This window comes from Pseudomonas sp. Seg1 (assembly GCF_018326005.1).
In the GTDB taxonomy this organism is placed as follows: Bacteria; Pseudomonadota; Gammaproteobacteria; order Pseudomonadales; family Pseudomonadaceae; genus Aquipseudomonas.
Genome location: NZ_AP021903.1, coordinates 915,077 through 938,559, shown reverse-complemented (window position 1 = coordinate 938,559; position 23,483 = coordinate 915,077). Strand labels below are relative to the sequence as shown.

The window sequence follows — 23,483 nt, the reverse complement described above, 5'->3', positions numbered from 1 at the left end:
CACGCAGCATCACCGTAGCCGACAGCCGTTTATCTCCATATAATGCCGCCCCTATGGCTAAACAGAAGAAACACCCAACAGGGACCATCGCGCAGAACAAAAAGGCGCGACACGATTACTTCATCGAACACAAGTTCGAGGCTGGTCTGGTCCTGGCCGGCTGGGAAGTAAAAAGTCTGCGGGCAAGCAAGCTGCAACTGGTCGACAGTTACGTGCTGCTCAAGGATGGCGAAGCGTGGCTGCTCGGCAGTCACATCACGCCTCTGATGACCGCAAGCACCCACGTCATCGCCGACCCGGTGCGCACGCGCAAATTGCTGCTCAACCGCCGCGAGCTGGAAAAGCTTGCGGCGGCCGTGCAGCAAAAGGGTTACGCCTGCGTATGCCTGTCCTGGTATTGGAGCAAGCACATGGTCAAGTGCGAGATTGCTCTGGGCAAGGGCAAGAAGGAATACGACAAGCGTGACACCGAGCGTGAGCGCGATGCCGGTCGTGAGCTGCAGCGTGCCGTGCGCAACAAGGGCAAGGAAGATTAACTCCCTGCCCTGATGCCGCACCTGTGGCGAGGGAGCTTGCTCCCGCTCGCCTGCGCAGCAGGCGCAATCGGTTCTCGCGAACATTAACAAGCGAGAGCCGCTGCGCGCCTCAGCGACAGCCAGCTCCCTCGCCACAATTAATTTGCCACCTCACATCCCCTTGCGCCGCTCCGCCCGAGCCATGCGCTGAACCTCCTGGCGCACCTCCTCCAGCACTTCCTGCACATACAAAATGTGTCGACTGGAGACTTCCCTTGCCTGCTCTGCACGACCTTCGATAATCGCCAGATACAATTCCCGATGCTGAGTGATCAGCATGTCGCGGGTTTCCGTGCGCTGTTTGTACATCCCGCCGATGTTGGTCACGACGTTGCGCTTGAGCAGATCGAACAGCCCGCGAATGGTGTGCAGCAACACGGCGTTATGACTGGCTTCGGCAATCGCCAGATGAAACTTCGCATCCGCCGCACCCTCCTCCGCCCGACTGACATCGTCGTGACGCGTGTAGCAATCCTGCAGCTCTTCGAATGCGGCTGTCAGACGCTCGCGATCAACATCGGTAGCGCGCAATGCAGCGTAATAGGCGCACGATGCCTCCAGAGTGTGCCGAAATTCCAGCAAGTCACGCTGCGCCTCGGGATTGCTTTCGAGCAATTGCAGAAGAGGATCGCTAAAGGTCGAACCCAGGCTTTCCACCACATAATTGCCGCCGCCCTGGCGACTGACCAGCAGACCCTTGGCCGCCAGTTTTTGAATCGCCTCACGCAGCGACGGACGTGATACGCCAAATTGCTCGGCCAGCGTGCGCTCCGCTGGCAGCCGCTCACCGGACTTCAGCGTGCCTTCGAGAATCATCCCCTCGAGCCGCTCGACAATGTCGTCAGACAAACGGCGCTGACGTATCTGATCAAACCCCATAACTCATTTCTCCACGATCCCGACCGCTCGCCGGGCTCTCTATTCTGGCCTATCGGCGCGCTGTCGACACCTGCCAGAAAACAATCGCCCGACCAGATCAGATGCGTTCTGCACCGCTCATTCGACAAAAGTTTCAGGGCGACAAATTGACACACCGACATCAAGGCTTTTACCCTAGCCAACAGCGATTGTAAATTGGTATTACCAATTATCCAAGAACGCTGACAGTGCCTGACCAACAACAATTAGGGGCCACCCCATATGCAAACCTGGCAACAGCTCTACAGCCCGCTCGGCAGTCTCGGCGTCTCCGCACTCGCGGCCGTCATCCCCATCGTTTTCTTCTTCCTCGCTTTGGCGGTGTTCCGCCTCAAAGGTCATGTGGCCGGCAGCATCACGCTTGCCTTGTCGATTGCCGTGGCGATCTTCGCGTTCCAGATGCCGGTCGACATGGCGTTCGCCGCAGCCGGGTATGGCTTCGCCTACGGCCTGTGGCCGATTGCGTGGATCATTGTCGCGGCCGTGTTCCTCTACAAACTGACGGTCAAGAGTGGTCAGTTCGAGGTCATTCGCAGTTCGGTACTGTCGATCACTGACGACCAACGCCTGCAAGTGCTGCTGATCGGCTTCTGCTTCGGTGCATTCCTGGAAGGTGCCGCCGGTTTCGGTGCGCCGGTCGCGATTACCGCCGCGCTCCTCGTCGGACTGGGTTTCAACCCGCTGTACGCCGCCGGTCTATGCCTGATCGCCAACACCGCACCAGTCGCGTTCGGTGCGCTGGGTATTCCGATCATCGTGGCCGGCCAAGTGACTGGCATCGATGCATTCAAGATTGGCGCCATGACCGGTCGTCAGCTACCGCTGCTGTCGCTGTTCGTACCGTTCTGGCTGATATTCATGATGGATGGCCTGCGCGGCGTGCGCGAAACCTGGCCCGCTGCAATGGTCGCAGGCCTGAGCTTCGCCGTGACTCAGTACTTCACGTCGAACTTCATCGGCCCGGAACTGCCGGACATCACCTCGGCGCTGGCCAGCCTGATTTCGCTGACATTGTTCCTGAAGATCTGGCAGCCGAAACGCACCGCAGGCGCGCAAATCGCCGGCGCTACATCCAGCGCTGCGATTACCGCCAGCGTCGGCGGTTTCGGCCAGAAGCGCACCACCGTGGCTTCGCCTTACAACCTCGGGGAAATTTTCAAAGCATGGTCGCCGTTCCTGATTCTCACCGTGCTGGTGACGATCTGGACGTTGAAGCCTTTCAAAGCGATGTTCGCCGCTGGCGGCTCGATGTATGCGTGGGTGTTCAACTTCGCGATCCCGCACCTTGATCAACTGGTGATCAAGACTGCGCCGATCGTGGCTGCGCCAACTGCGATCCCGGCCGTATTCAAACTCGACCCGATTTCCGCGACCGGCACAGCGATTTTCTTCTCGGCACTTATTTCGATGCTGGTGCTGAAGATCAATTTCAAAATTGGTATTACCACTTTGAAAGAGACCTTCTACGAACTGCGCTGGCCAATCCTGTCGATCGGCATGGTGCTGGCGTTCGCTTTTGTCACCAACTACTCCGGCATGTCTTCGACCATGGCATTGGTGTTGGCGGGTACTGGTGCAGCGTTTCCGTTCTTCTCGCCGTTTCTCGGCTGGCTGGGCGTGTTCCTCACCGGTTCCGATACTTCGTCGAACGCGCTGTTCAGTTCTTTGCAAGCGACCACCGCGCACCAGATCGGCGTCAACGACACGCTGCTGGTCGCGGCGAACACCAGCGGCGGCGTGACCGGCAAGATGATCTCGCCACAATCGATCGCCGTGGCCTGCGCCGCGACCGGTCTGGTGGGCAAGGAATCGGATCTGTTCCGCTTCACCCTCAAGCACAGCCTATTCTTTGCAACGATTGTCGGTCTGATCACCCTGGCTCAGGCCTACTGGTTCACCGGCATGCTGGTGCACTAAACCAATAAGAAGCCTACAAGCGACATGGAAAAAACCGACGCCGGCTCGTGATTCCGGCGTCAGCAATTCACACCCGGTCTGTAAGGCTGCTGAAAGCAACGCTCTTTATATTCAGCAGCCTCAGCGGACGGATAACCGGGACCACCCGGAGACACGCCTGATGAGCGAGCTTTATTACAACGCTGTGCCGAACGCGACCCGCGTTGCACCGCCTCTGCCCGAACCTCGGCAATACCCCAGCGAGAAACCGTCGCGGGTCTACCTGTTCGGCACGTGCGTGGTCGACCTGTTCTACCCCGAAGCCGGAATGGATGCGATCCACTTGCTGGAGCGCGAAGGCATCAAGGTCGAATACCCGCAAGGGCAAAGCTGCTGCGGACAACCGGCCTACACCTCCGGTTACACCGAGCAGGCACGGACCGTGGCGCGCTCGCAATTGGCGTTGTTCGCCGGGGATTATCCGGTGGTGGTGCCGTCGGGCTCCTGCGCGGGCATGTTGCGCGAACATTACGCCGACTTGTTCAAGGACGAGCCGGAAACGTTGAAACAGGTTCAGGCCCTCGCGGCCCGCACCTATGAGTTGGCCGAGTTTCTGCTGTTCGTCTGCAAGGTGCAGTTCCAGGACAGCGGCGCGCCGGTCAAAGTCGCGCTACACACTTCGTGTTCGGCGCGCCGAGAAATGAACACCCACCTGCACGGTCGCGAGTTGTTGGCGCAGTTGAGCAACGTGGAACGGGTCAACCACGACCATGAAAGCGAATGCTGTGGCTTCGGTGGGACATTCAGCGTCCGTATGCCAGACATTTCCGGCGCGATGGTGGCTGACAAGACCAAAGCGCTGAAGAATTCCGGCGCGCATCAAGTGTTGAGCGCCGACTGTGGCTGTTTGATGAACATCAACGGCGCATTGGAGAAACAAAAAGAAGCGCTGCGCGGGCAACATCTCGCCAGCTTTCTGTGGCAACGAACCGGGGGTGCACAATGAGCACCTCGACGATTATTCCTACGGTTGCCGTAGAAGAAGATTTCCGCACCCGGGCCCACAACGCCTTGGGCGATGCGCAGTTACGGAACAACTTCCGCACTGCCATGGATTCACTGATGACCAAACGGGCAGCGGCTTTCAGCGATGCCCACGAAAGAGAACATTTGCGTGCCCTGGGCAACTCGATCAGGGCGCGTGCGCTCTCCAAGTTGCCCGACCTGCTCGAGCAACTGGAACAGAACCTGACCCGCAACGGTGTGACAGTGCACTGGGCGGAGACGGTGGACGAGGCCAATGGCATCGTCCTCTCGATCATCCGCGCTCACGAGGCGCGGCAAGTGATCAAGGGCAAATCGATGGTCAGCGAAGAGATGGAGATGAACCATTTCCTCGAGGCTCAAGGTGTTGAATGCCTGGAGTCCGATATGGGGGAATACATCGTCCAGCTCGACCACGAGAAGCCTTCACACATCATTATGCCGGCGATCCACAAGAATGCCGGTCAGGTCGCGTCCTTGTTCCACGACAAACTTGGCGTGGAGTACACCAAGGACGTTGACCAACTCATTCAAATCGGTCGCAGAGTCCTGCGGCAGAAATTCTTCGAAGCGGACATCGGCGTCTCCGGCGTCAACTTCGCCGTAGCCGAAACCGGCACCCTGCTGCTGGTGGAAAACGAAGGCAACGGGCGCATGACCACCACCGTGCCGCCCGTGCATATCGCCGTCACCGGCATCGAAAAAGTCGTCGAGAACCTGCGCGATGTGGTGCCACTACTATCGCTGCTGACCCGCTCGGCGCTGGGCATTCCGATCACCACCTACGTCAACATGATCTCCGGCCCGCGCAAGGAACACGAACTCGACGGCCCGCAGGAAGTGCATCTGGTGCTGCTCGACAACGGTCGCAGCCAGGCCTTTGCCGACAGTGAACTGCGCCAGACCCTCAACTGCATTCGCTGCGGCGCGTGCATGAACCATTGCCCGGTCTACACCCGCGTCGGCGGCCACACCTACGGCGAGGTCTATCCGGGTCCGATCGGCAAAATCATCACGCCGCACATGGTCGGTCTGGCCAAGGTTCCGGATCACCCGAGCGCCTCTTCGCTGTGCGGTGCCTGCGGTGAAGTATGCCCGGTAAAAATTCCTATCCCGGCGATCCTCCGTCGCCTACGTGAAGAGAACGTCAAAGCACCGGACAGCCCACATCAAGTAATGCGCGGCCAGGGCAGCAAGTATTCGCGCAAGGAGCGTTTCATCTGGAACGCCTGGGCCAGGCTCAACAGCTCGCCGACCTTGTATCGATTGTTCGGCTTCTTCGCCACGCGCCTGCGCGCCCTGACGCCAAGCAACGTCGGCCCGTGGACGCAGAACCACAGTGCGCCGAAACCCGCCGCCCGCTCGTTGCATGACATGGCCCGCGAGCATCTGGCCAAACAGGGAGACCGCAAATGAGCGCCAAGCAAAATATCCTCGGAAAACTGCGGAAAAGTCTGACCGGCGCCACGCCGATCTCCGACGACTTCGACGTCGATCTGGTAACGCAGCCTTACACCTACAGCGCCGAACAACGTATCCCGCAACTGCGCAAACTGATGGAAGCGGTACACACCGAAATCCATCTGACCTCTGATAAAGAATGGCCGGCACTGCTCGCGCAATTGCTGCGCGACCGCCAGCTGCCAAGCCTGCTGTTCGCACCGACTACGCGGCACGGTGAAAAAATCACACAGCACTGGGCGAACAATCCTGATCTGCCGACGCTGAAATCCTACGACCGGCCGATGGAAGAATGGAAAGCCGAGCTGTTCAACGACACTCCCGCCAGCCTCACCGGCACCCTCGGCGCTATCGCCGCCACCGGCAGCCTGATTCTGTGGCCAACCCGTGAAGAACCACGGCTAATGAGTCTGGTGCCGCCTGTGCATTTCGCCCTGCTCAAGGCCAGCGAAATCCGCGACAACTTCTATCAGGTGCAACAGGAATTCGAGTGGGCACAAGGCATGCCGACCAACGCGCTGCTGGTATCCGGCCCATCGAAAACCGCTGACATCGAACAAGTGCTGGCCTACGGCGCCCACGGTCCGAAAGACCTGGTGGTTCTGATTCTGGAGGACCAATGACGTTACCGGCGACTTTCCTGCGCGATGCGCAACAACTGATTCCGGCCGACCGCCGCTTTGACGATCCGTTATCGACGCTGGCGTTCGGCACTGACGCGAGTTTTTATCGACTGATCCCAAAACTGGTGATCCGCGTCGAGTCCGAGGACGAAGTGGTCGCGCTGCTGAAACTGGCCCAGCGCGATCAGGTCGCGGTGACCTTCCGTGCGGCGGGCACCAGCCTGTCGGGGCAAGCGATCAGCGATTCCGTTTTGATCGTGCTTGGGGATAACTGGAACGCGCGCGAGATTCGCGGCCAAGGCACGCAAATCCGCCTGCAACCGGGGGTCATCGGCGCGCAGGCCAACGCGTGGCTGGCACCTTTCGGGCGCAAGATCGGCCCGGACCCGGCCTCGATCAATGCCTGCAAAATCGGCGGCATCGTCGCCAACAACGCCAGCGGCATGTGCTGCGGCACCGCGCAGAATACCTATCACACGTTGGCGGGCATTCGCTTGGTACTGGCCGACGGCACACGCCTGGACACCGAAGACGCCGCCAGTGTCGCGGCATTTCGCTCAAGCCATGGCGATCTGCTCGAACGTTTGGCGACGCTGGGCCGCGAGACCCGCGCCAATGCCGAACTGGCTGCGCGAATCCGCCACAAATATCGTCTGAAAAATACCACCGGTCTGTCGCTCAACGCGCTGGTGGATTTCGACGAGCCTGTGGATATCTTGAGCCACTTGCTGGTCGGCTCTGAAGGCACGCTCGGCTTCATCAGCGCGGTGACTTACGACACGGTAATCGACCACCCGAACAAGGCGTCGGCGCTGATCGTGTTTCCGGATGTGGAAACCTGCTGCAACGCGGTCACCGTGCTGAAAAGCCAACCGGTGTCGGCCGTCGAATTGCTCGATCGACGCAGCCTGCGCTCGGTGCAAGACAAACCCGGCATGCCGGATTTCGTACAGCACCTGTCGAACAATGCCTGCGCCCTGCTGATCGAATCCCGCGCCGCCTCTTCCACTTTGCTGCAGGAACAACTGGCGCAGATCATGGCATCGCTGGCCAGTTTCCCCGTGGAGAAGCAGGTCGATTTCACTGAAGACCCTGCCGAGAACGCCAAGCTTTGGGCGATCCGCAAGGACACCTTCCCCGCCGTCGGCGCTGTGCGTAAAACCGGCACCACGGTGATCATCGAAGACGTGACCTTTCCGGTCGAGCAACTGGCCATCGGTGTTAACCGCTTGATCGAGTTGTTCGACAAACACTCCTACGACGAAGCGATCCTTTTCGGACACGCGCTGGAAGGCAATCTGCACTTTGTCTTCACCCAAGGCTTCAACAGCGCGGAAGAAGTCGCACGCTATCAAGCGTTCATGGACGATGTGGCGCAGTTGGTGGCAGTGGAATTCGGCGGTTCACTCAAGGCTGAACACGGTACCGGACGCAACATGGCGCCCTTCGTAGAGCTGGAATGGGGCAGCGACGCCTATCAATTGATGTGGCAGCTCAAACGCCTGCTCGACCCGAAAGGCATCCTCAACCCGGACGTGGTGCTCAGCGAAGATCCGCAGATTCACCTCAAGCATCTGAAACCATTGCCGGCAGCCGACGAGATTGTCGACAAGTGCATCGAGTGTGGTTTCTGCGAACCGGTCTGCCCGTCGAAAGGCCTGACCCTCAGCCCGCGCCAGCGCATCGTGATCTGGCGAGATATTCAGGCGAAAAAACGCGCGGGCGTCGACACCAGCGAACAGGAAAAAGCCTACGAATACCAAGGCATCGACACCTGCGCCGCGACCGGGTTGTGCGCGCAACGCTGCCCTGTAGGCATCAATACCGGTGACCTGGTGAAAAAGCTCCGTGGCCGACACGCAACGCATCAGAAAACTGCTGACTGGATTGAAGGAAACTTCGCCAAGACCCTGCAAGGCGCGCGCTTCACCCTGCATGTCGCCAATGGCGCACGGATGCTGCTGGGCGCGCCGCGTCTGGCCAGGCTCTCGGCGACGCTGACGCGATTGTCCAAAGGCCAGGTGCCGCTGTGGACCAACGCAATGCCGCAACCGGAAAAAGCCATTCGCTTCAGCCCGAGTGTGTCCGATGAGCGCCCGCGCGTGGTCTATCTGGCGGCGTGCGTATCGCGGGTCATGGGCCCGGCGGCGGGTGACAAGGAGCAGATGTCGCTGTACGACAAAACCCGTGGCCTGCTGGAAAAGGCCGGTTACCAAGTGGTCTTCCCGGACAATCAGGACAACCTCTGCTGCGGTCAGCCCTTCGCCTCCAAAGGCTATGCAGAACAGGCCGAGCACAAGCGTCAGGAGTTGATCAGCGCGCTTCTGCACGCCAGTCGCGGCGGGCTCGATCCGATCTACTGCGACACCAGCCCATGCACCTTGCGCCTGGTGCAGGACGTGGGAGATGTGCGCCTGGACCTGTACGACCCCGTGCGTTTCATTCGTACGCACCTTCTTGATCGACTGGATTTCACCCCACAGGACGCGCCGATTGCGGTGCATGTGACCTGCAGCACTCAGCACCTGGGTGAAAGCCAGGCGCTGATCGACCTGGCGCGCAAGTGCAGCAAAAACGTGGTGATTCCGGAGGGTATTCATTGCTGCGGGTTTGCCGGCGACAAGGGCTTTACCACGCCGGAACTGAACAGCCACTCGCTGCGCACACTGAAGGACGCGGTGCAGCATTGCAGCGAAGGGATTTCCACCAGCCGCACGTGCGAAATCGGCCTGACCCAGCATGGCGGGATCGACTATCACGGTCTGGTTTATCTGGTAGATCGGGTGACTCAGGCAAAGGCCTGCTGAAGAAAAACAGAACCCCTGCGCGAGACGGCAGTCCACAGAACAGGCCCCGAACACTCGGGGCTTGTCCTCTTTTCGGTGGCCTGCTGTCACGGTCAGCGAAGTGTGGACTCCTCGGTGCAAGGAGATACTCATGAAGCGTTCTGTACTGTTAGGTCTTTTCGTTACGGCCTCGATAATGGCCTCTTCTTCCTTCGCCGCTGACAAGCCAGAGAGCTTGTGCGAGGCGAATTTGCAGACAATCGACAACGCCAAGGCGCAGTACCAGACGTCGCCGGATCTGAATTCGCGCGTCTCGGCCAGTGTGAGCAAAGCCCGGGCCCTGAAAGCCCAAGGCAAGATCGACGAATGTCTGGCGGAAACCCAGCAAATCATTCTGGAAATCCAGAAAACCACCGGCAACACCAACAAATAATCCAGGAGCCGACTAGTCTTTGAATCGGCCTGACCGGTTTGGGGTGATGATTCGTGCGTTTCATACCCGCTGTAAAAAAAACCGAATTCCTGTGTGTCGTCGCGGTCGATTGATCAGGCCCGATACGAACGCGGCCTGTTACGACCTCGGCATCGCCGCCAGATCGTCCGGCAGCACCGAGACCAACCGTTCAAGGAGATACCCATGAAGCATTCTGCAATTGCTGGATTGTTCATCGCTGGTGCCCTGCTGACGTCGCCGGTGTTTGCGGCAGACAAAGACCTTTGTGCCGGGAATCTTCAAACCATCAAGGACTTCGTCACCAGCCAGCCGTCCATTCCTGAAACGTCCATGAACAATGTCAAGGAAGCTCAGGAAAAAGCCGAAGCGGCTCAAGCGGCCGGTAATGACAAGGATTGCGTAGAGGTCACTTCAGCACTGATCACCAAAATGCAGATTCGCAATCCGACGCGCAACTGAAACACCACAAGGCCAACCTTCGGGTTGGCCTTCCCACGTCGTTTGGCGTACACTGCGCAGGCTTGTTGCTCATCAAGATGTACAGAGCAATGAGTTCGGGGCCGTTTAGGATTCGACGCCGGTTGCGAAACTTTAGGTGCATGCCGACTTGGTAACAGAAGTCGTAAATCCACTGTTGCAACTACTTATAGTTGCCAATGACGACCAATACGGTGTTGCTCTCGCTGCTTAATTGCAGCTGACAATGCTCCTGGTACCTTCGGGTCCAGCAATCATCAGGGGATGTCTGTAAACCCAAAATGATTGTCATATAGAACAGAATCGCCGTGCAGTACGTTGTGGACGAAGCGGCTAAAACTTACACAACTCGCCCAAAGCACCCTGCCCGTCGGGTCGCTGAGGGTTAACTTAATAGACACGGCTACGCATGTAGTACCGACAGCGGAGTACTGGCGGACGGGGGTTCAAATCCCCCCGGCTCCACCAACTCTCAACGACAAAGCCCGCCCAGTGCGGGCTTTGTCGCATCTGGAGATCCTGCAACATCCGCTTGGCTGGCATCCTGCTCTTGAGACCAGCGCCCAAGCCTGATCAACCGCACAGTTGGACGCACGCACGGCTGCGGATCTATCCTTCGGGGCACATCGCCAATTATCCAAGGAAGCCCATGAACATCTGGCTCGGCGCAGCACTGGCAACTTTCCTTTCACTGTCTGCCCACGCTGCCACCACCGACGTCCCGCCGCGGATCCAGCAAGTCGTCTACAAAAGCGGCTATGGCAGCGTGCAGTTCAAGCAATCGATCAAAGGCTCTAAAACGGCAGAGTACAAACTCAACGCCAAGGCCGGGCAGATCCTGACCGTGGACTTCAAGCCCTCCAACAGTTCCGCCTATTTCAATATCACCGCCAAAGGCGCCGATTACGCGCTGTTCAACGGTTCGATCATGGGCAATCACTTCATCGGTTCGTTGCCCGCCGATGGCGATTACACGGTGCAGGTCTATCTCATGCGCAACGCCGCCCGGCGCAATGAAGTGGCCAACTACGAGATTTCGCTGATCCTCGCCAACGGCGACGCTGTGGATAATAAAACACCGTTCGAGCAAAACCTGACGTTGCAGGGCATCGACTTTCATGTGAAAGCGGATCAGGTCGATGGCAAGCCGGCAGTGCGCATCGAGCCCAAAGGCCTGGAAATCGACAACTCGGCGATCACCCACGCGCTCAACGGCAGCATCGTCCGCGCCGAAGTCGCCGATCTCAATAACGATGGCTCGCCCGAGGTCTATATCTCTACACGCTCGCCCGGTCGCGGTATGCCAGGTGAACTGATCGCCTACTCCGCCAACCGGAAAAAATCCCTGAGCGAAATCTATCTGCCGCCAATCAGTGAAAATCCAAAAGCGGCCGAGGGGTATCAGGGCGAGGATGCGTTTGCGGTGGTGGAGAACACGCTCGTGCAGCGCTTCCCGGTGTACGACAGCGCCGACGCGGCTGCGGGTCGTACGGGGAAGATGCGGCAGATCCAGTACAAACTGGTGGCGGGAGAGGCAGGGTGGGTTTTGCGTGAAGAGAAAATAGAGGATTAGTCAGCCCGGAGTGAATCCGGGATGACACTCTCCCCTCTTCTACCAGGACAACGCCTGTGCAACCTGATCCGCTTCGGTCCTGGATCGGCCACTGTCCGTCACAGGAGCCCGTAAAATCGACCGCTGCTCTTTACGATCGACAATCCAGAACGCCATCTTCGTCGGTATTTTGTCAGGGATGCCGGTAAGCGGATTGACCTTGGTGGCGTCGGTTTCACCAGGCACAGCCGTCACATCGAACTCCCACTTGTGGCCGGTGGGCTTGGCGTCGCCCGGTGTCGCGGACTTGGGTGAAAAACCGCTCTTGTGAATATTGCCGGCCTGCAGGCCAAGGGTTGTCGACAGGAAGGAACGCAGCGTCGATTCCAGTTCCTGATCGGAGGACTGAGGCAGTCCCACCGTGACGCCGAGTTGTGCCCCGTTCTGCAGATTGTCGTAATAGAACCGACCATGCGTGTCCGGTCGCAACCGGTAGTCACCCACGCGCAAGGGCAGATGCGTGCCTTGGCGGCGGTTGACGAAGGCATTTTCGTCCTTCGGTACTGACCAGCCCAGCGTCGCATCACTTTCCTGCCATTCGATGAACTGGCGGTTCAGCACCACGGCTTCGTCGTTTCGGCCCTGCCGATAGGCGATGTCGGCGGCGTAATCCAGCGCACTGCGGTAGAGCAGTTCATCGACGAGGGCGCTCTCCCAGGCCGGCACGGCCAAACCCAGCGCAAGGCGAGCGGCGTCGAGGTTGCCACGTCGATATTGAGACAGGCCAATGTAGGTCTGCACACGCGCGATCTCGTCCGGGAAGTACGCATCGGGCAACGCCTGCTCCGCAAGTACCGCCGCTTTGTTCACGCCGTCAGGCAGCGACGCGGCTATTTCGATATCCCTGATCTGCTGTTCAAGCGGCCGTTCGCGAAACAGTGGCGGCGCGCTAGGCCATTGCAATGCAGCAAACAGTTGCTGCATTTGCGCGGTGGCCAAGGCCTCGTCGTGCAGTCCGAAGGTGATGTCGATGTCGATGCGCCAGTCGCCGCGGAACGCCAGCCAATGAACATTCATGCAAGCCTGGTCTTTACACAGAGATTCATCTGCCCGTTTAAAGGAAGTCAGACCGTCGAAAGACAGATCGGGCATTGCCGCTTCGAGTGCGGTGGGCTTGTGTCGCTGACGATACGCTTCTTGCTGTTCTTGTCGCTCGGCTTCGCCCTGCTTGCGTTGAGCTTCGTCATAGGAGAGCGCAATCTCGGCATTCAACGGGCCGTTCGGCAACGCCTGTGTATAAACAACGATGCTGTTGAAATCACGTTTGGCCGCCGGCTCGAATTTGGTCAGGTTCCACTGCCCCACCGTGAGGGGCATCGAGAAGTCAGCGAGGCTGTATCGCAAGCGCGGCTCCAGCGCAGACAAGCGCCAGAGAGCGGGATCAGGGCTGGTGACGGCAAACAGTTTTTCTTGCAGGCGTGCGACCTGGTCTTTTTCGCCCGCCATGATGCTCGCTTTAATCGCCCGGCCCAGCATGCCAATGCTCCGGGCGTCGCGCTTGACCGGCCTGCCGTTACTGGTGGTTTGCTGCTCCCAGTAGGCAATCTGCTCTTCTGCGGCGCTGCGGGCCTCGTCGTATCGAGCCTGTTTGCACAGCAGATCTACCAGCAGCTCGCCCGCGTCCAGTTCGGTGAAATCGAAACCACCGCTTTTGCGACCGGCCACCATGGCCGCTCGGGCAATTTCCGTGGCCTGCGCCAGAGAGCCTTCCTTGTCCAGACGTTGCGCTTCGTGCATCAGCCCGGCCGGGGTTGGCGCCTGTGTCTGGGCTTGTACCGATGGCACCGCGCACACAGCCATGCCGGATGAAAGCAGAAGGGTGACAGTGAGGCGCGCGCATTGGCGTCGTAGTGAACGCTGTCGATTCAACATGCTTTCTACTCCTTGTAGAGAAATCTTCCGGATGTGGCGACGCGTGTTCTATATCAGAGAGGACTTGGCCATGACTGTCGCTAAAAGAGCGAGGCCCGCCGATAGAACGTCGCGCACATTAGTTCTCCTGCAAAACATTATCAAACCGGATTTTGGTTTTGTTCGCGTAACGGGCAATCGCACTCACTGAACACAGGCACCGCAAGCGACGAACCCGGCGACGCCTGAAATGGCTGAGAGAAGCCATCGCTTCCTACATTTCACGTCCTAGGAAATTTCCCGCAATACGCGTCGACTTTGATGAACTGGTGAACAGTTTTTCGCGGCGCTACCCTCCCTGACTCGCTGCCCTCCAGCGGACGGTTTGACAGACCGCCCCCGCAGAGATTGTTCACTCCACGGAGCTACGTCATGAAAAAGATCACCCGACTTTCCCTCGTAGGACCGGCATCCGCCGACACCCAAACGCCCGGCCAGCAAACGCACGCCAGCACCACCGGCTCAACTGCTCGAAAACCTCGCCGTAGCACCCCGCTCAAGCAGATGTTCAGCGTGCGCGACGATGTCGACACGATCACTCTGCTCTCGCACGCCAGTGATCTTCTCGATTCCCTCACGCAGATCAGCGCAAACTTTGTCGATGAATGCGACGGATCCCAACGCCATATCGCGGTGGCGATCAGGCAACTGAGCGCGTTGGCCGAGATTGTGGTCTGTCGCGCACGGGACCAGGTTGTGCAACAGGCATCGCCTGACGCGTCCGGCCCTGAAGTTCGCCATTAACGGATCGAATCAGCACTGACCGCCCCGTCGCCCGGGCAGTCCATCGAGATGAATTTTTCTTCACTGCCGGGCTTTTGCCAAACCGGTACAGTCCGCTCGCTCATTCAAGAAACTACGGTTCGCCCGCGGCTCTCCCGCGGGCTTTTTTTTGCCTGCCGATTGGCGTCGAAGCGGTAGACGAGCGTGTCCTGTACGCCATGGCGTTGCGAATGCCGAGCCTGTGGATGAACGCTGAGCAGCAAAAAAACCGCCGTTTCGGCCAGTGCTGGCTAGCGGTCTGACCAAGACGGTTTGTATTTTCTGCCGTCGCGGGCAATTCTGTCCTTTGATTCCCCTGACCGGAGCGCCCGATGCCGCTGTTGACCCTGCCCTGCCAACGCCTGACGCTCGCCATTCTTGGCCCGGATCAGGCGAAACTGGAAAGCGATTTCTACCAACGCAACCGTCGACACCTCGCGCCGTGGTCACCGATCCGCACCACTGACTATTTTTCCACCGAGCAGATTCACCGCCGCCTCGATATCCAGGCCAGCGCTTTCGAAGCCGGGTTGGCGATGCATTTCGCCCTGTTGACGCCCGATGGCCAGCAGATGATCGGCGCATGCAATTTCAGCGGGATCATTCGCGGCGCGTTTCAGGCGTGCTATCTGGGTTATCACATCGACGAAGCGCATCAGGGTCAGGGTTTGATGCAGGACGCCCTGGAGGCTGGCATCGACTACATGTTCGACACTCAGAACCTGCACCGGATCATGGCCAATTACATTCCCGGCAACGAACGCAGTGCCCGGTTGCTGGAGCGACTGGGCTTCGAACAAGAGGGTTACGCCAAGGCATATCTGAACATTGCCGGGCGCTGGCAGGATCATGTGCTGACGGCGTTGGTCAATCAGGCGTTCGAAGCGCCGGATCAGCGTTGGTCGCGCCGCCTGGGCTGACATTCACAATTTGTTCAGCAAAGGCGATTTATGCTCAGGTCTCCTGCCCTTTCCGGTTGCCTGAAACCTATGTCGCGTGCCGCCACTTCACTGTTTCTGCTTGCTGCCCTGCTGTTTTTCTTCGCGTTGGGCAATCATCAATTGCAAGGCTCCACCGAAGCCCGCGTTGCCGGGATCGCCATGGAGATGCATCTGGACGATGACTGGGTGACGCCCCGTCTGTTCGGCGAACCCTTTCTGGAAAAACCACCGCTGAGTTTGTGGCTCGACGCCAGCGCCCTGCGCGTGTTCGGCGTTTCGCCGTGGGCGGTGCGGCTGGCGTCGGCGGTCGCCGGGCTGCTCAGCGTGATGCTGTTGTACGGCATGTTGCGGCGCTTCGAACGCCCGAAAGCGCTCGCCTGGACCGCAGGAATTCTGCTGGCGACGATGGCCAGCTACTGGAGCAACGTGCGTGGGGTCGGCGAGGATGCGCTGCTCGCCCTCGGCGTGACGGCGGCGCTGTTGGGTTTTTTCCAGGCGCAACGCGCATCGACGGCCGGCAGTTCACTGCTGTTTGTCGTCGGGATCGCCATCGCCACGCTGAGTAAAGGCGTGCTGGGGCTGGCGATGCCGGGGGTGGTGATCTTCGCTTATCTGCTGGCGGATAACCTGATCGACAAACGCCTGAAGCTCGGTGCCTGGCTGCGCCCGGGATTGCTCACCGTGGTCGGTCTGATTCCGTTGCTGATCTGGCTGACCGTGCTGTATCAGCACGGTGGAGTGCAAGCCGTCAGAGAAGTATTGCTGACCAACAGTGTCGGGCGCTTCAGCGGATCGTTCGTCGAAGCCGGTCACTACGAGCCGTTCTATTACTATTTGGCCAAACTGCCCGAAGCGTTCCTGCCGTGGAACATTCTGGTGTACCTGGGGTTATGGCATTTCCGCAAAGCGCTGAAGGCCAATCGTTACCTGCTGTTTTTCAGCCTGTGGATCGTTGCGCAATTCATCATGCTGACTCTGGCATCGAGCAAGCGCACGGTGTACCTGATGTCGATGACACCGGCGGCGGCGGTGATTGCTGCGGAGTATGCGTGGGTACTGTTCGAGCGATTGAAGGGGTATGAAAACGCCAATCGGTTTGTCGGAAGAATCGCCCGCCATCGTCAGGCGTTGGCAACTGGCTTACTGACCTTGGTGATCGCCAGTTATCTGGGCGCCGCGCAATGGGCGTTGCCGCACGCGGATAAAAAACTCTCGTTCCTGCCGCTGACCGAACACATTCAGACGCTGCAAGCCGAAGGGCATCAAGTGGCATTGTTTCAAGCCAATGAGCGGGTTGGCGGGGCGAGCGTTTTCTATACGCAGCAGGTGCTCAAGGGGCTGGATACTGATGCGCAGTTACGGGCCTTCCTCAGTGCATCGACATCGAACGTGGCGCTGATGGCCGGTGAAAGCATCCCCGCCGCACCGCTCAAAGTGCTCAACACCTTGATGGTCGGTCGACAGGCGTATTACTTCGTCAGCTACTAAACGCTCTGAACAGTGTGGCGAGGGAGCTTGCTCCCTCGCCACAGGTTTATCGCTGCATTTCAAGTCCTGCCGAGGGCGCAATCTCCCTGGTCTGCAACACCGGCCGTTCCAGCCGCGCACGCCCATAAAACGCCAGCGCCGTCAGTAAACACGCCAGCCACACAAAGATTCCGGCCCAGAACGTGTGGGACATGTAGTGCCAGCCCTGCAGAACGCGTGTCGTGCCGTAGACAAAACCGAGCAATAGCGAACCCCACAAAATGGCATTGGAAAAACGCCATTGATAACGCCGCGCCACAAAGTACAGCGCCAGCATGGTGAAGCCACCGGAGGCATGTCCGCCGGGCCAGCAACGTCCACTCCCCGCCTCATGGAACAGCTGGAAATTGCTGTACCACTCGATGTGGGCCATTTTGCCGCCGTACAGCGTGGTCTCGATCGGGCAATAAACGCTGGTGTGCGACTTGAGGAAATGGATCACCCCGGTGCAGACCGCAAACGCGACCACCACGAAGAAAAAATCCCGCCGATGAGCAGCGGCAAAGCGCAGCACCGGCGCGACTCTGCTGCGCTCCAGAAACGCGCCGAGTCGCGGCCGTTTCTGTGGATTGACCAATGGCCAGACCAGCGACAGCATCGCGCCGATCAAGGCAATTTCGGCGGTCCAGTTCGGGATGATCCGCGCCCATTTGTGCGTGAGTTTCTCGAAGAAGTGGACTCTGTCGAGCGGGAAGGATTGGCTCAGCGGATCGAACAGCAGATTGCTGAATTGAATGTCGATGGTGGTCATGTCGAACATCAGAAACACCAGCGCGGCGCAGGCCAGCGGAATGCCGAAATTGACGGCATAAAAACGCGATTTCATCGGGTGGTCACCGTGCGCCAGTCGGAGGCTTCAATAAAGCCGAGCATCTTCGGAGCCGCCGGGCTGGCAGCGGAAACAAACAGTGAGGAGCCGTAACCGAGGTCCGAGGCCGGTACTTTGAGGTCTTTCTCGATTTGCCCCATGCATTCGCTGTGCGTCACCAGAATCAGGTTGCGACCCGCCACCTTATGCGAGAGCGCGTCCTGCAACATGCGGCCCTTGCAGTTGATCAACCAGTCTTCGCCGCTGGCCGCCCGGTTGAACATGTAACCGGCGGTCTGCACGGTACGCATCACCGGGCTGTTGTAGAAGTCGGCATTATCCAGGCCCAGTTGTTCAAACTGCGCCCCGACAGCCACGGCGACACTGCGCGAGCGGTCGGTGATGCCGTCATCGCCGCTCAGGCACGCGGCTTTGGAGTGATCGCAGCGCTCGACGTGACGCACCAGCACAATCATGTCGCCTCTGGCCCAGCCCGCCGCCAACGCCTGCGCGCCCGCCACATTGCCGTGGGCCAGATCCGGCACCGCCGCTGGTGCCAGCAACCACAGGGTCAACGGAATCACCAGCAGCGATGCCGCCAGCACCACCCAGGTGTTGCGAAAACGCGCCAGACCGCTCAGATCAATCGAGCGCTTGACGCCAAACAGACTCAGTCTCAGTTCCACAAAAAGCCGCCGTCACTTGTCATTCGATGCGGCGAAACTACAGACGCTCGCGTGGGCAGCCAGTGAAACCCATGTGAAAAAAGTCTTGGGATCGCTTGTTACAAATTCTGTCGGACAAAATCCTTTCAGCTCTCGTATTTGCGGCCGATACAGTCCTGCTAACACCCTTGCTGGCTCAAAAAAACAACAATCTTCCAGCCTAACTGACGACAAGAAACCCAACGTTTCTGGAGGAATTGTGATGAATAGCTGGTTCGGCAACATCAGCGTGAACATGAAATTGGGCCTGGGCTTCGGCCTTGTCCTGGCCCTGACCTGTGTGCTGGCCCTGACTGGCTGGACCAGCCTTGGCGGCCTGATTGACCGCAGCAACTGGATGAGTGACATCACCCAGCTCAACGCCGGTCTGACCAAACTGCGCGTAGTGCGCCTGCAATACATGCTGACCAACGGCGACGAAACTGCCGCACAGAATGTGCAGACCACCCTGGAAAGCTTCGCCGCGCAACAACAGAAGCTGATCAACAGCTTCAAGAGCCCGGAAAACGTCAAACTGCTCAAGGAGCAGGCAGCGACCATCGCTGAATATCAGACGTCGCTGAACAAAATGCGCAATGCCTATCGCACTGGCAACAGCGCCCGCGACACCATGAGCGTCAATGCCGAAACCGCGTACAACCTGATCGAGTCGATCAGCAAACGCGTGCAGCAGATGGACATGAGCGAGCAGCGTTTCGAACAGTTCCAGGCGATCACCACCGCCAAGGAAGCGTTCATCCTCGCGCGCTACGAAGTGCGCGGCTACACCGCCACCACCAACGCCGAAACCGAGCAGAAGGCCGTCGGCCAGCTCGACGTTGCCATCGGCAGTCTGAAACAGCTGAACACGCATTTCTCCAGTACTCAGCAAGACGCACTGCGTCAGCTGGAAACCGCGCTGGTCAACTATCGCAGCGCATTGATGGCGTATAAAAACGCCAACACCGACGCCGTGCAGGCCCGTAAGGAAATGACTGATCAGGGCGCTGCGATCGTCACCACCAGCGAGCAGCTTTACCAGATCCAGCTCGACCGTCGCGACATCGAAAGTGCCCAGGCGCGCACCTTTCAGTTGATCAGCACCTTGCTGGCCCTGCTGGTTGGCGTGATTGCCGCCGTTATCATCACCCGCCAGATCACCCGTCCGCTGCAAGAAACCCTGGCCGTGGTCGAGCGCATCGCCAGCGGCGACCTTTCGCAAAACGTGATCATCACCCGCCGCGACGAACTTGGCGTACTGCAACAAGGCATTGCGCGCATGGGCGTAACCCTGCGCGACTTGATCAGCGGCATCCGCGACGGCGTCACCCAGATCGCCAGCGCCGCCGAAGAACTCTCGGCCGTGACCGAACAGACCAGCGCCGGTGTGAACAGCCAGAAAGTCGAGACCGATCAGGTCGCCACCGCCATGCACGAGATGACCGCCACTGTGCAGGAAGTCGCGCGCAACGCCGAAGAAGCTTCGCAAGCAGCAGCCGCAGCCGATGGCGAAGCCCGTGAAGGCGACAAAGTGGTCAACGAAGCCATCGCCCAGATCGAACGTCTGGCCAGCGAAGTGGTGCGTTCCACCGAAGCCATGAGCGTACTGCAACAGGAAAGCGACAAGATCGGCAGCGTCATGGACGTGATCAAAGCCGTCGCCGAACAGACCAACCTGCTGGCACTCAACGCCGCGATCGAAGCAGCCCGTGCTGGTGAAGCCGGTCGTGGTTTCGCCGTGGTCGCCGACGAAGTCCGTGGCCTGGCCCAGCGCACGCAGAAATCCACCGAAGAAATCGAAGGTTTGGTCGCCGGTCTGCAAAACGGCACCCAGCAAGTCTCGGCGGTGATGAGCAACAGCCGCGCCCTGACCGACAGCAGCGTCGCCCTGACCCGCAAGGCCGGTGCCTCCCTGGAAAACATCACCCGCACGGTGTCGAACATCCAGTCGATGAACCAGCAGATCGCTGCCGCTGCCGAACAGCAAAGCGCCGTGGCCGAAGAGATCAGCCGCAGCATCATCAACGTGCGCGATGTGTCGGAACAGACCGCTGCGGCGAGTGATGAGACCGCAGCGTCCAGCGTTGAACTGGCACGCTTGGGTGGTCAGTTGCAGCAGATGGTCAGCCATTTCCGCGTCTGACCTTCACTCAGCGTCATAGCGTAGATCCAATCGCGGGCAAGCCCGCTCCCACAGGTTTTCGGTCGTTCACAGCGTTTGTGTTCGACTCCATACCTGTGGGAGCGGGCTTGCCCGCGATTGCGTTAGACCTGTCACCGCATCAAGTCAAACCACGCCATGCATGAAGAACTCAACCGGCACTTTAAAGAATTCGGCAAAACCTTTGATTTGAGCAACCGTCATTTTTCGCTTGTTATTCAATATCTCTGAAACAGCACTCTGAGTTGCGATCTCAGACAAATCCTTCTGTTTGACTCCTCTTTCCAAAATCAGAAACGCCAGCGCTTCTGATTGGGATGAGTAAGGAATCAAAACCGTTTCAGCCTCGTACTCATACACCCGATCAGCAACCAATTCCGCAAACCGCGCCGCTGCGTGATCTTCACTGTCAGCATGCGAGTAAAACTCATCAATCAGGGCCATTCGCACTTGCAACTCACCGTCGTTTTTTATCGGGTCCGCTAGACCGGCAAGAACGGGAAAATCATCAACCATGAAGGAGTCCAACCTGCTCGTTCCAACCTTTTTACGCTTCATGCGACCACCTTTTTCTTATGATTTTGTTAGCTATGAAGTGACTCAGCTCTGCCAAGGATTTATCACCTCGACACCACTGAACTCAAAATCCTTCACGTTACGGGTGGCTATGGGAACACCATGCGTTCGGCAGATAGCAGCAATTTGCGCATCAGCCATCGAAGCCGCGCGACCCTTTGACTCGCACTCCGCGACTAGCGTTGCGTATTCGACAGCGGCGTGCGCATCGAACGGCAAAATGCGTCCGGCAAAATCCTGTTCGAACATCGCCATGGCATGAGCCTCAAGTTTTTGTTTGCGCTTGCCAGATGGCAGGCGTGCGATGCCGTGGAGTATTTCTGCCACTGTCACCGCGCTGACTGCCAGATCCATCGCTGGCTGCGCATCCACCCAGACAAGCACCCGGTCGTCTGGCTTGACACGCATAAACTCTGAAAGAACGTTGGTATCGAGCACGATCATTCAGAGAAATCCACCGCAGTGGCTTTCTCTGAACGCTCTGGCAAGTCGAGGTCAACTCCGCCGACAGCATTGAAACGGTTGCGTATCCGGCTGCCAAGTCCACCGGCGCGATCAACAGTCGCCAAGGCTCTACCCAAAATGAGGCGAGCCTCCTCCTCCATGGAATGTCCGTTGTGCGCTGCGGTAATACGCAGTTGTTCTTTCAGCTTCTCATCAAGGTTTCGAATCGTGATGCTGGCCATGACGCCCTCCTGCAATCAATGAAATCATTGATTGCAGGCTAGCACATCCTGCCGTGCAAAAATCCGGCGATCTTCCGAACGGCAGTCCTTCCTCACCGCGTCCCACGCTGGCGCAACGCCGACGGCATGAAATACGCGTCCTCCGGCACAGGCTGCGCGAAATCCACGGTTTCTGCTTCTTCGTTATCCAGGTTCTGCACGTAGTAACGGCGGGCCTGCAAATCGTGGAAAACATCCAGCGCACTCCACGTCGTTGGCAGGTCGTAGAAGTTTTTCAGGTAGGCCATCGACACGCGCCACAACTCCCCGCGTCCGTCGTATTGGTCGACCAGTGCGGCGCCCCAGCTGTCCTCATCGAGAAACAGCACGCGCTTGGAGTAGATATGTCGTGCGCCGGGTTTGAGGTTGCCTTCGACCACCCACACCCGGTGTAGCTCGTAGCGGGTGTATTGCGGGTTGAGGTGGCCCGGGGTGAGCAGTTGCGCGTATTTAACGTCGGGGCTGCCGACTTTGTAGTTGTTGTAGGGGATGTAGATTTCCTGTTTGCCCTTGAGTTTCCACTCGTAGCGATCCGGCGAGCCGTTGAACAGGTCGGTGTCGTCCGCCGTGCGCAAGCCATCGGAGGACGCGATCGGCGTGTCATACGCAAGGTTCGGCGCGCGGCGCACGCGACGTTGGCCGGCGTCGTAGACCCAGGCCTGGCGCGGGTCCTTGAGCTGGTCGAGCATCTCGTGCACCAGCGCGGCACCGCCGGCCAGCCGTGCCGGACTTTTCACGAAAGCGACGTAGTAGAACAGGATGTTTTTCAGGTCGGCGAACTGGCCGCCCGGGCGGTAGAAATTGAACAGGGCTTCCTGCTGCGAAGTGACCAATGCAAAGCTGCCGTTGCGTTGTACGGGCGCTTCGGAAGCGCGACGCACGACGTAGATGCCGCGATAACGGGTGATGTGATTCCACAGCACTTCGATGCCGTCCTTGGGTACCGGGAACGGTACGCCGCCATAGGCATCGGAAAAACCGCTGCCGCCTTCGAGCAGCTTGGCCGAGGTGGCATTTTTCAGGGTGTTGTCGTACAGCCACTGGGGGGCCGAACCGGAACGCCGCGAAGGGTAGATCGGCATCTGGAAGGTGTCGGGGTAGCTGTTGAACAACGCGATCTGACCTGGGCTGAGGTGGGCCTTGTATTGGTCGAGGTTGGCTTTGGTGATGGTGAACAGCGGTTTGTCCGCCGCGTAGGGATCAGGGTGGTGCTGACCCGGTTTGTAACCGGCCGGGGCCTGGTTGATGCCGCCGGCCCAGGCGGGAATAGTGCCAGCGGCGTTGCCGGCCCGCTCGGCGCCCATCGGGGTAAGGGTGGTTTTCAGTTGTTCGGCTTGTTGCGGGGTGATGGCGGCGAAAACACTACTGGCCGCCAGACTCATGACGAGCGCCAACGTGGTCTTGGCCAATCGCGAAGTGTGGAACATGTTCTTCTCCAAAATACAAAAACCTGTGGGAGCTGGCTTGCCAGCGATAGCGGTGGTTCAGCCACCATTGATGTCGAATGTGCTGCCGTCATCGC

Annotated in this window: 21 protein-coding genes, 1 other RNA gene and 1 pseudogene; 15 read left to right on the top strand and 8 right to left on the bottom strand. The window is 58.9% G+C overall.

Going from position 1 to position 23,483, the window contains the following annotated elements; all coding sequences use genetic code 11:
* Positions 1-53 precede the first annotated feature (53 nt).
* Positions 54-536, top strand: coding sequence for an SsrA-binding protein SmpB (gene smpB / locus KI231_RS03980; protein ID WP_007915208.1), 483 nt, complete (start codon positions 54-56; stop codon positions 534-536).
* 150 nt (positions 537-686) lie between these two features.
* Here smpB and KI231_RS03975 read toward each other — a convergent pair whose 3' ends face one another.
* Positions 687-1,454 carry an FCD domain-containing protein gene (locus KI231_RS03975; protein WP_103303218.1) on the bottom strand — a complete coding sequence of 256 codons (768 nt, stop codon included), beginning with the start codon at positions 1,452-1,454 and terminating at the stop codon, positions 687-689.
* Between the two features lie 261 nt (positions 1,455-1,715).
* Here KI231_RS03975 and KI231_RS03970 point away from each other — a divergent pair, with 261 nt between their 5' ends.
* The 9 genes from KI231_RS03970 (at position 1,716) to KI231_RS03930 (ending at position 11,807) form a co-directional block, all read left to right on the top strand.
* Positions 1,716-3,410, top strand: a complete 1,695-nt coding sequence (locus tag KI231_RS03970) for a lactate permease LctP family transporter (RefSeq protein WP_213027514.1) — start codon at positions 1,716-1,718, stop codon at positions 3,408-3,410.
* Positions 3,411-3,570: 160 nt separating this feature from the next.
* Positions 3,571-4,395, top strand: a complete 825-nt coding sequence (locus tag KI231_RS03965; RefSeq protein WP_213027513.1) for a (Fe-S)-binding protein — start codon at positions 3,571-3,573, stop codon at positions 4,393-4,395.
* On the top strand, positions 4,392-5,849 hold the full coding sequence (locus tag KI231_RS03960) for a LutB/LldF family L-lactate oxidation iron-sulfur protein (protein ID WP_213027512.1): 1,458 nt from the start codon (positions 4,392-4,394) through the stop codon (positions 5,847-5,849). The genes KI231_RS03965 and KI231_RS03960 overlap by 4 nt, the downstream gene beginning before the upstream one ends.
* The gene (locus KI231_RS03955; protein ID WP_213027511.1) at positions 5,846-6,517 is read left to right on the top strand and encodes a LutC/YkgG family protein; all 672 of its coding nucleotides are present in this window, start codon (positions 5,846-5,848) and stop codon (positions 6,515-6,517) included. Before KI231_RS03960 ends, KI231_RS03955 begins: the two co-directional genes overlap by 4 nt.
* On the top strand, positions 6,514-9,324 hold the full coding sequence (locus KI231_RS03950) for an FAD-binding and (Fe-S)-binding domain-containing protein (protein WP_213027510.1): 2,811 nt from the start codon (positions 6,514-6,516) through the stop codon (positions 9,322-9,324). The genes KI231_RS03955 and KI231_RS03950 overlap by 4 nt, the downstream gene beginning before the upstream one ends.
* Positions 9,325-9,454: 130 nt before the next feature.
* Complete coding sequence (locus KI231_RS03945) at positions 9,455-9,736, top strand: PA2433 domain-containing protein (RefSeq protein ID WP_103303224.1); 282 nt, start codon at positions 9,455-9,457, stop codon at positions 9,734-9,736.
* A gap of 204 nt (positions 9,737-9,940) precedes the next feature.
* On the top strand, positions 9,941-10,216 hold the full coding sequence (locus tag KI231_RS03940) for a PA2433 domain-containing protein (RefSeq protein WP_103303225.1): 276 nt from the start codon (positions 9,941-9,943) through the stop codon (positions 10,214-10,216).
* Positions 10,217-10,313: 97 nt separating this feature from the next.
* Positions 10,314-10,702, top strand: a transfer-messenger RNA (tmRNA) gene (gene ssrA, locus KI231_RS03935).
* A 181-nt stretch (positions 10,703-10,883) separates the two neighbouring features.
* Complete coding sequence (locus KI231_RS03930; RefSeq protein ID WP_213027509.1) at positions 10,884-11,807, top strand: hypothetical protein; 924 nt, start codon at positions 10,884-10,886, stop codon at positions 11,805-11,807.
* Positions 11,808-11,846: 39 nt separating this feature from the next.
* On the opposite strand, the gene KI231_RS03925 is transcribed toward KI231_RS03930, so the two are convergent.
* Positions 11,847-13,718, bottom strand: a complete 1,872-nt coding sequence (locus KI231_RS03925) for a hypothetical protein (RefSeq protein WP_213027508.1) — start codon at positions 13,716-13,718, stop codon at positions 11,847-11,849.
* Between the two features lie 411 nt (positions 13,719-14,129).
* Here KI231_RS03925 and KI231_RS03920 point away from each other — a divergent pair, with 411 nt between their 5' ends.
* From KI231_RS03920 to KI231_RS03910, 3 genes are all read left to right on the top strand, one after another.
* Complete coding sequence (locus tag KI231_RS03920) at positions 14,130-14,501, top strand: DUF6124 family protein (protein WP_213027507.1); 372 nt, start codon at positions 14,130-14,132, stop codon at positions 14,499-14,501.
* A gap of 350 nt (positions 14,502-14,851) precedes the next feature.
* The gene (rimJ, locus tag KI231_RS03915) at positions 14,852-15,439 is read left to right on the top strand and encodes a ribosomal protein S5-alanine N-acetyltransferase (protein WP_213027506.1); all 588 of its coding nucleotides are present in this window, start codon (positions 14,852-14,854) and stop codon (positions 15,437-15,439) included.
* A 30-nt stretch (positions 15,440-15,469) separates the two neighbouring features.
* The gene (locus KI231_RS03910; RefSeq protein ID WP_249412094.1) at positions 15,470-16,948 is read left to right on the top strand and encodes an ArnT family glycosyltransferase; all 1,479 of its coding nucleotides are present in this window, start codon (positions 15,470-15,472) and stop codon (positions 16,946-16,948) included.
* Between the two features lie 46 nt (positions 16,949-16,994).
* Here the strand turns inward: KI231_RS03910 and KI231_RS03905 are convergent, their stop codons facing one another.
* The gene (locus tag KI231_RS03905; RefSeq protein ID WP_213027505.1) at positions 16,995-17,813 is read right to left on the bottom strand and encodes a phosphatase PAP2 family protein; all 819 of its coding nucleotides are present in this window, start codon (positions 17,811-17,813) and stop codon (positions 16,995-16,997) included.
* Positions 17,810-18,481, bottom strand: a complete 672-nt coding sequence (gene pmrG / locus KI231_RS03900) for a lipopolysaccharide core heptose(II)-phosphate phosphatase PmrG (RefSeq protein WP_213027504.1) — start codon at positions 18,479-18,481, stop codon at positions 17,810-17,812. Before pmrG ends, KI231_RS03905 begins: the two co-directional genes overlap by 4 nt.
* A 241-nt stretch (positions 18,482-18,722) precedes the next feature.
* Between pmrG and KI231_RS30280 the strand changes: the two are divergent.
* Both KI231_RS30280 and KI231_RS30275 read left to right on the top strand, forming a co-directional pair.
* Positions 18,723-19,736: pseudogene (locus tag KI231_RS30280) on the top strand (methyl-accepting chemotaxis protein); the annotation flags it as partial.
* A 42-nt stretch (positions 19,737-19,778) separates the two neighbouring features.
* Complete coding sequence (locus tag KI231_RS30275; protein ID WP_371748303.1) at positions 19,779-20,642, top strand: methyl-accepting chemotaxis protein; 864 nt, start codon at positions 19,779-19,781, stop codon at positions 20,640-20,642.
* Between the two features lie 144 nt (positions 20,643-20,786).
* Here the strand turns inward: KI231_RS30275 and KI231_RS03890 are convergent, their stop codons facing one another.
* From KI231_RS03890 to KI231_RS03875, 4 genes are all read right to left on the bottom strand, one after another.
* The gene (locus KI231_RS03890; RefSeq protein ID WP_213027502.1) at positions 20,787-21,218 is read right to left on the bottom strand and encodes a helix-turn-helix domain-containing protein; all 432 of its coding nucleotides are present in this window, start codon (positions 21,216-21,218) and stop codon (positions 20,787-20,789) included.
* 42 nt (positions 21,219-21,260) lie between these two features.
* Positions 21,261-21,680 (bottom strand): type II toxin-antitoxin system VapC family toxin, encoded by a 420-nt coding sequence (locus KI231_RS03885; protein ID WP_213027501.1) that lies wholly within the window; start codon positions 21,678-21,680, stop codon positions 21,261-21,263.
* On the bottom strand, positions 21,677-21,922 hold the full coding sequence (locus KI231_RS03880; protein ID WP_103303249.1) for a FitA-like ribbon-helix-helix domain-containing protein: 246 nt from the start codon (positions 21,920-21,922) through the stop codon (positions 21,677-21,679). Before KI231_RS03880 ends, KI231_RS03885 begins: the two co-directional genes overlap by 4 nt.
* 92 nt (positions 21,923-22,014) lie before the next feature.
* Entirely contained in the window at positions 22,015-23,343 is a 1,329-nt protein-coding gene (locus tag KI231_RS03875) for a DUF1329 domain-containing protein (protein ID WP_502937318.1), read from the bottom strand.
* Positions 23,344-23,483 lie beyond the last annotated feature (140 nt).

Bases quoted from the DNA above. Each gene is read 5' to 3' on its own strand.
- smpB (WP_007915208.1), top strand. From the start codon at position 54: ATGGCTAAACAGAAGAAACACCCAACAGGGACCATCGCGCAGAACAAA.
- KI231_RS03975 (WP_103303218.1), bottom strand. From the start codon at position 1,454: ATGGGGTTTGATCAGATACGTCAGCGCCGTTTGTCTGACGACATTGTC.
- KI231_RS03970 (WP_213027514.1), top strand. From the start codon at position 1,716: ATGCAAACCTGGCAACAGCTCTACAGCCCGCTCGGCAGTCTCGGCGTC.
- KI231_RS03965 (WP_213027513.1), top strand. From the start codon at position 3,571: ATGAGCGAGCTTTATTACAACGCTGTGCCGAACGCGACCCGCGTTGCA.
- KI231_RS03960 (WP_213027512.1), top strand. From the start codon at position 4,392: ATGAGCACCTCGACGATTATTCCTACGGTTGCCGTAGAAGAAGATTTC.
- KI231_RS03955 (WP_213027511.1), top strand. From the start codon at position 5,846: ATGAGCGCCAAGCAAAATATCCTCGGAAAACTGCGGAAAAGTCTGACC.
- KI231_RS03950 (WP_213027510.1), top strand. From the start codon at position 6,514: ATGACGTTACCGGCGACTTTCCTGCGCGATGCGCAACAACTGATTCCG.
- KI231_RS03945 (WP_103303224.1), top strand. From the start codon at position 9,455: ATGAAGCGTTCTGTACTGTTAGGTCTTTTCGTTACGGCCTCGATAATG.
- KI231_RS03940 (WP_103303225.1), top strand. From the start codon at position 9,941: ATGAAGCATTCTGCAATTGCTGGATTGTTCATCGCTGGTGCCCTGCTG.
- KI231_RS03930 (WP_213027509.1), top strand. From the start codon at position 10,884: ATGAACATCTGGCTCGGCGCAGCACTGGCAACTTTCCTTTCACTGTCT.
- KI231_RS03925 (WP_213027508.1), bottom strand. From the start codon at position 13,718: ATGTTGAATCGACAGCGTTCACTACGACGCCAATGCGCGCGCCTCACT.
- KI231_RS03920 (WP_213027507.1), top strand. From the start codon at position 14,130: ATGAAAAAGATCACCCGACTTTCCCTCGTAGGACCGGCATCCGCCGAC.
- rimJ (WP_213027506.1), top strand. From the start codon at position 14,852: ATGCCGCTGTTGACCCTGCCCTGCCAACGCCTGACGCTCGCCATTCTT.
- KI231_RS03910 (WP_249412094.1), top strand. From the start codon at position 15,470: ATGCTCAGGTCTCCTGCCCTTTCCGGTTGCCTGAAACCTATGTCGCGT.
- KI231_RS03905 (WP_213027505.1), bottom strand. From the start codon at position 17,813: ATGAAATCGCGTTTTTATGCCGTCAATTTCGGCATTCCGCTGGCCTGC.
- KI231_RS30275 (WP_371748303.1), top strand. From the start codon at position 19,779: ATGGGCGTAACCCTGCGCGACTTGATCAGCGGCATCCGCGACGGCGTC.
- KI231_RS03890 (WP_213027502.1), bottom strand. From the start codon at position 21,218: ATGAAGCGTAAAAAGGTTGGAACGAGCAGGTTGGACTCCTTCATGGTT.
- KI231_RS03885 (WP_213027501.1), bottom strand. From the start codon at position 21,680: ATGATCGTGCTCGATACCAACGTTCTTTCAGAGTTTATGCGTGTCAAG.
- KI231_RS03880 (WP_103303249.1), bottom strand. From the start codon at position 21,922: ATGGCCAGCATCACGATTCGAAACCTTGATGAGAAGCTGAAAGAACAA.
- KI231_RS03875 (WP_502937318.1), bottom strand. From the start codon at position 23,343: ATGAGTCTGGCGGCCAGTAGTGTTTTCGCCGCCATCACCCCGCAACAA.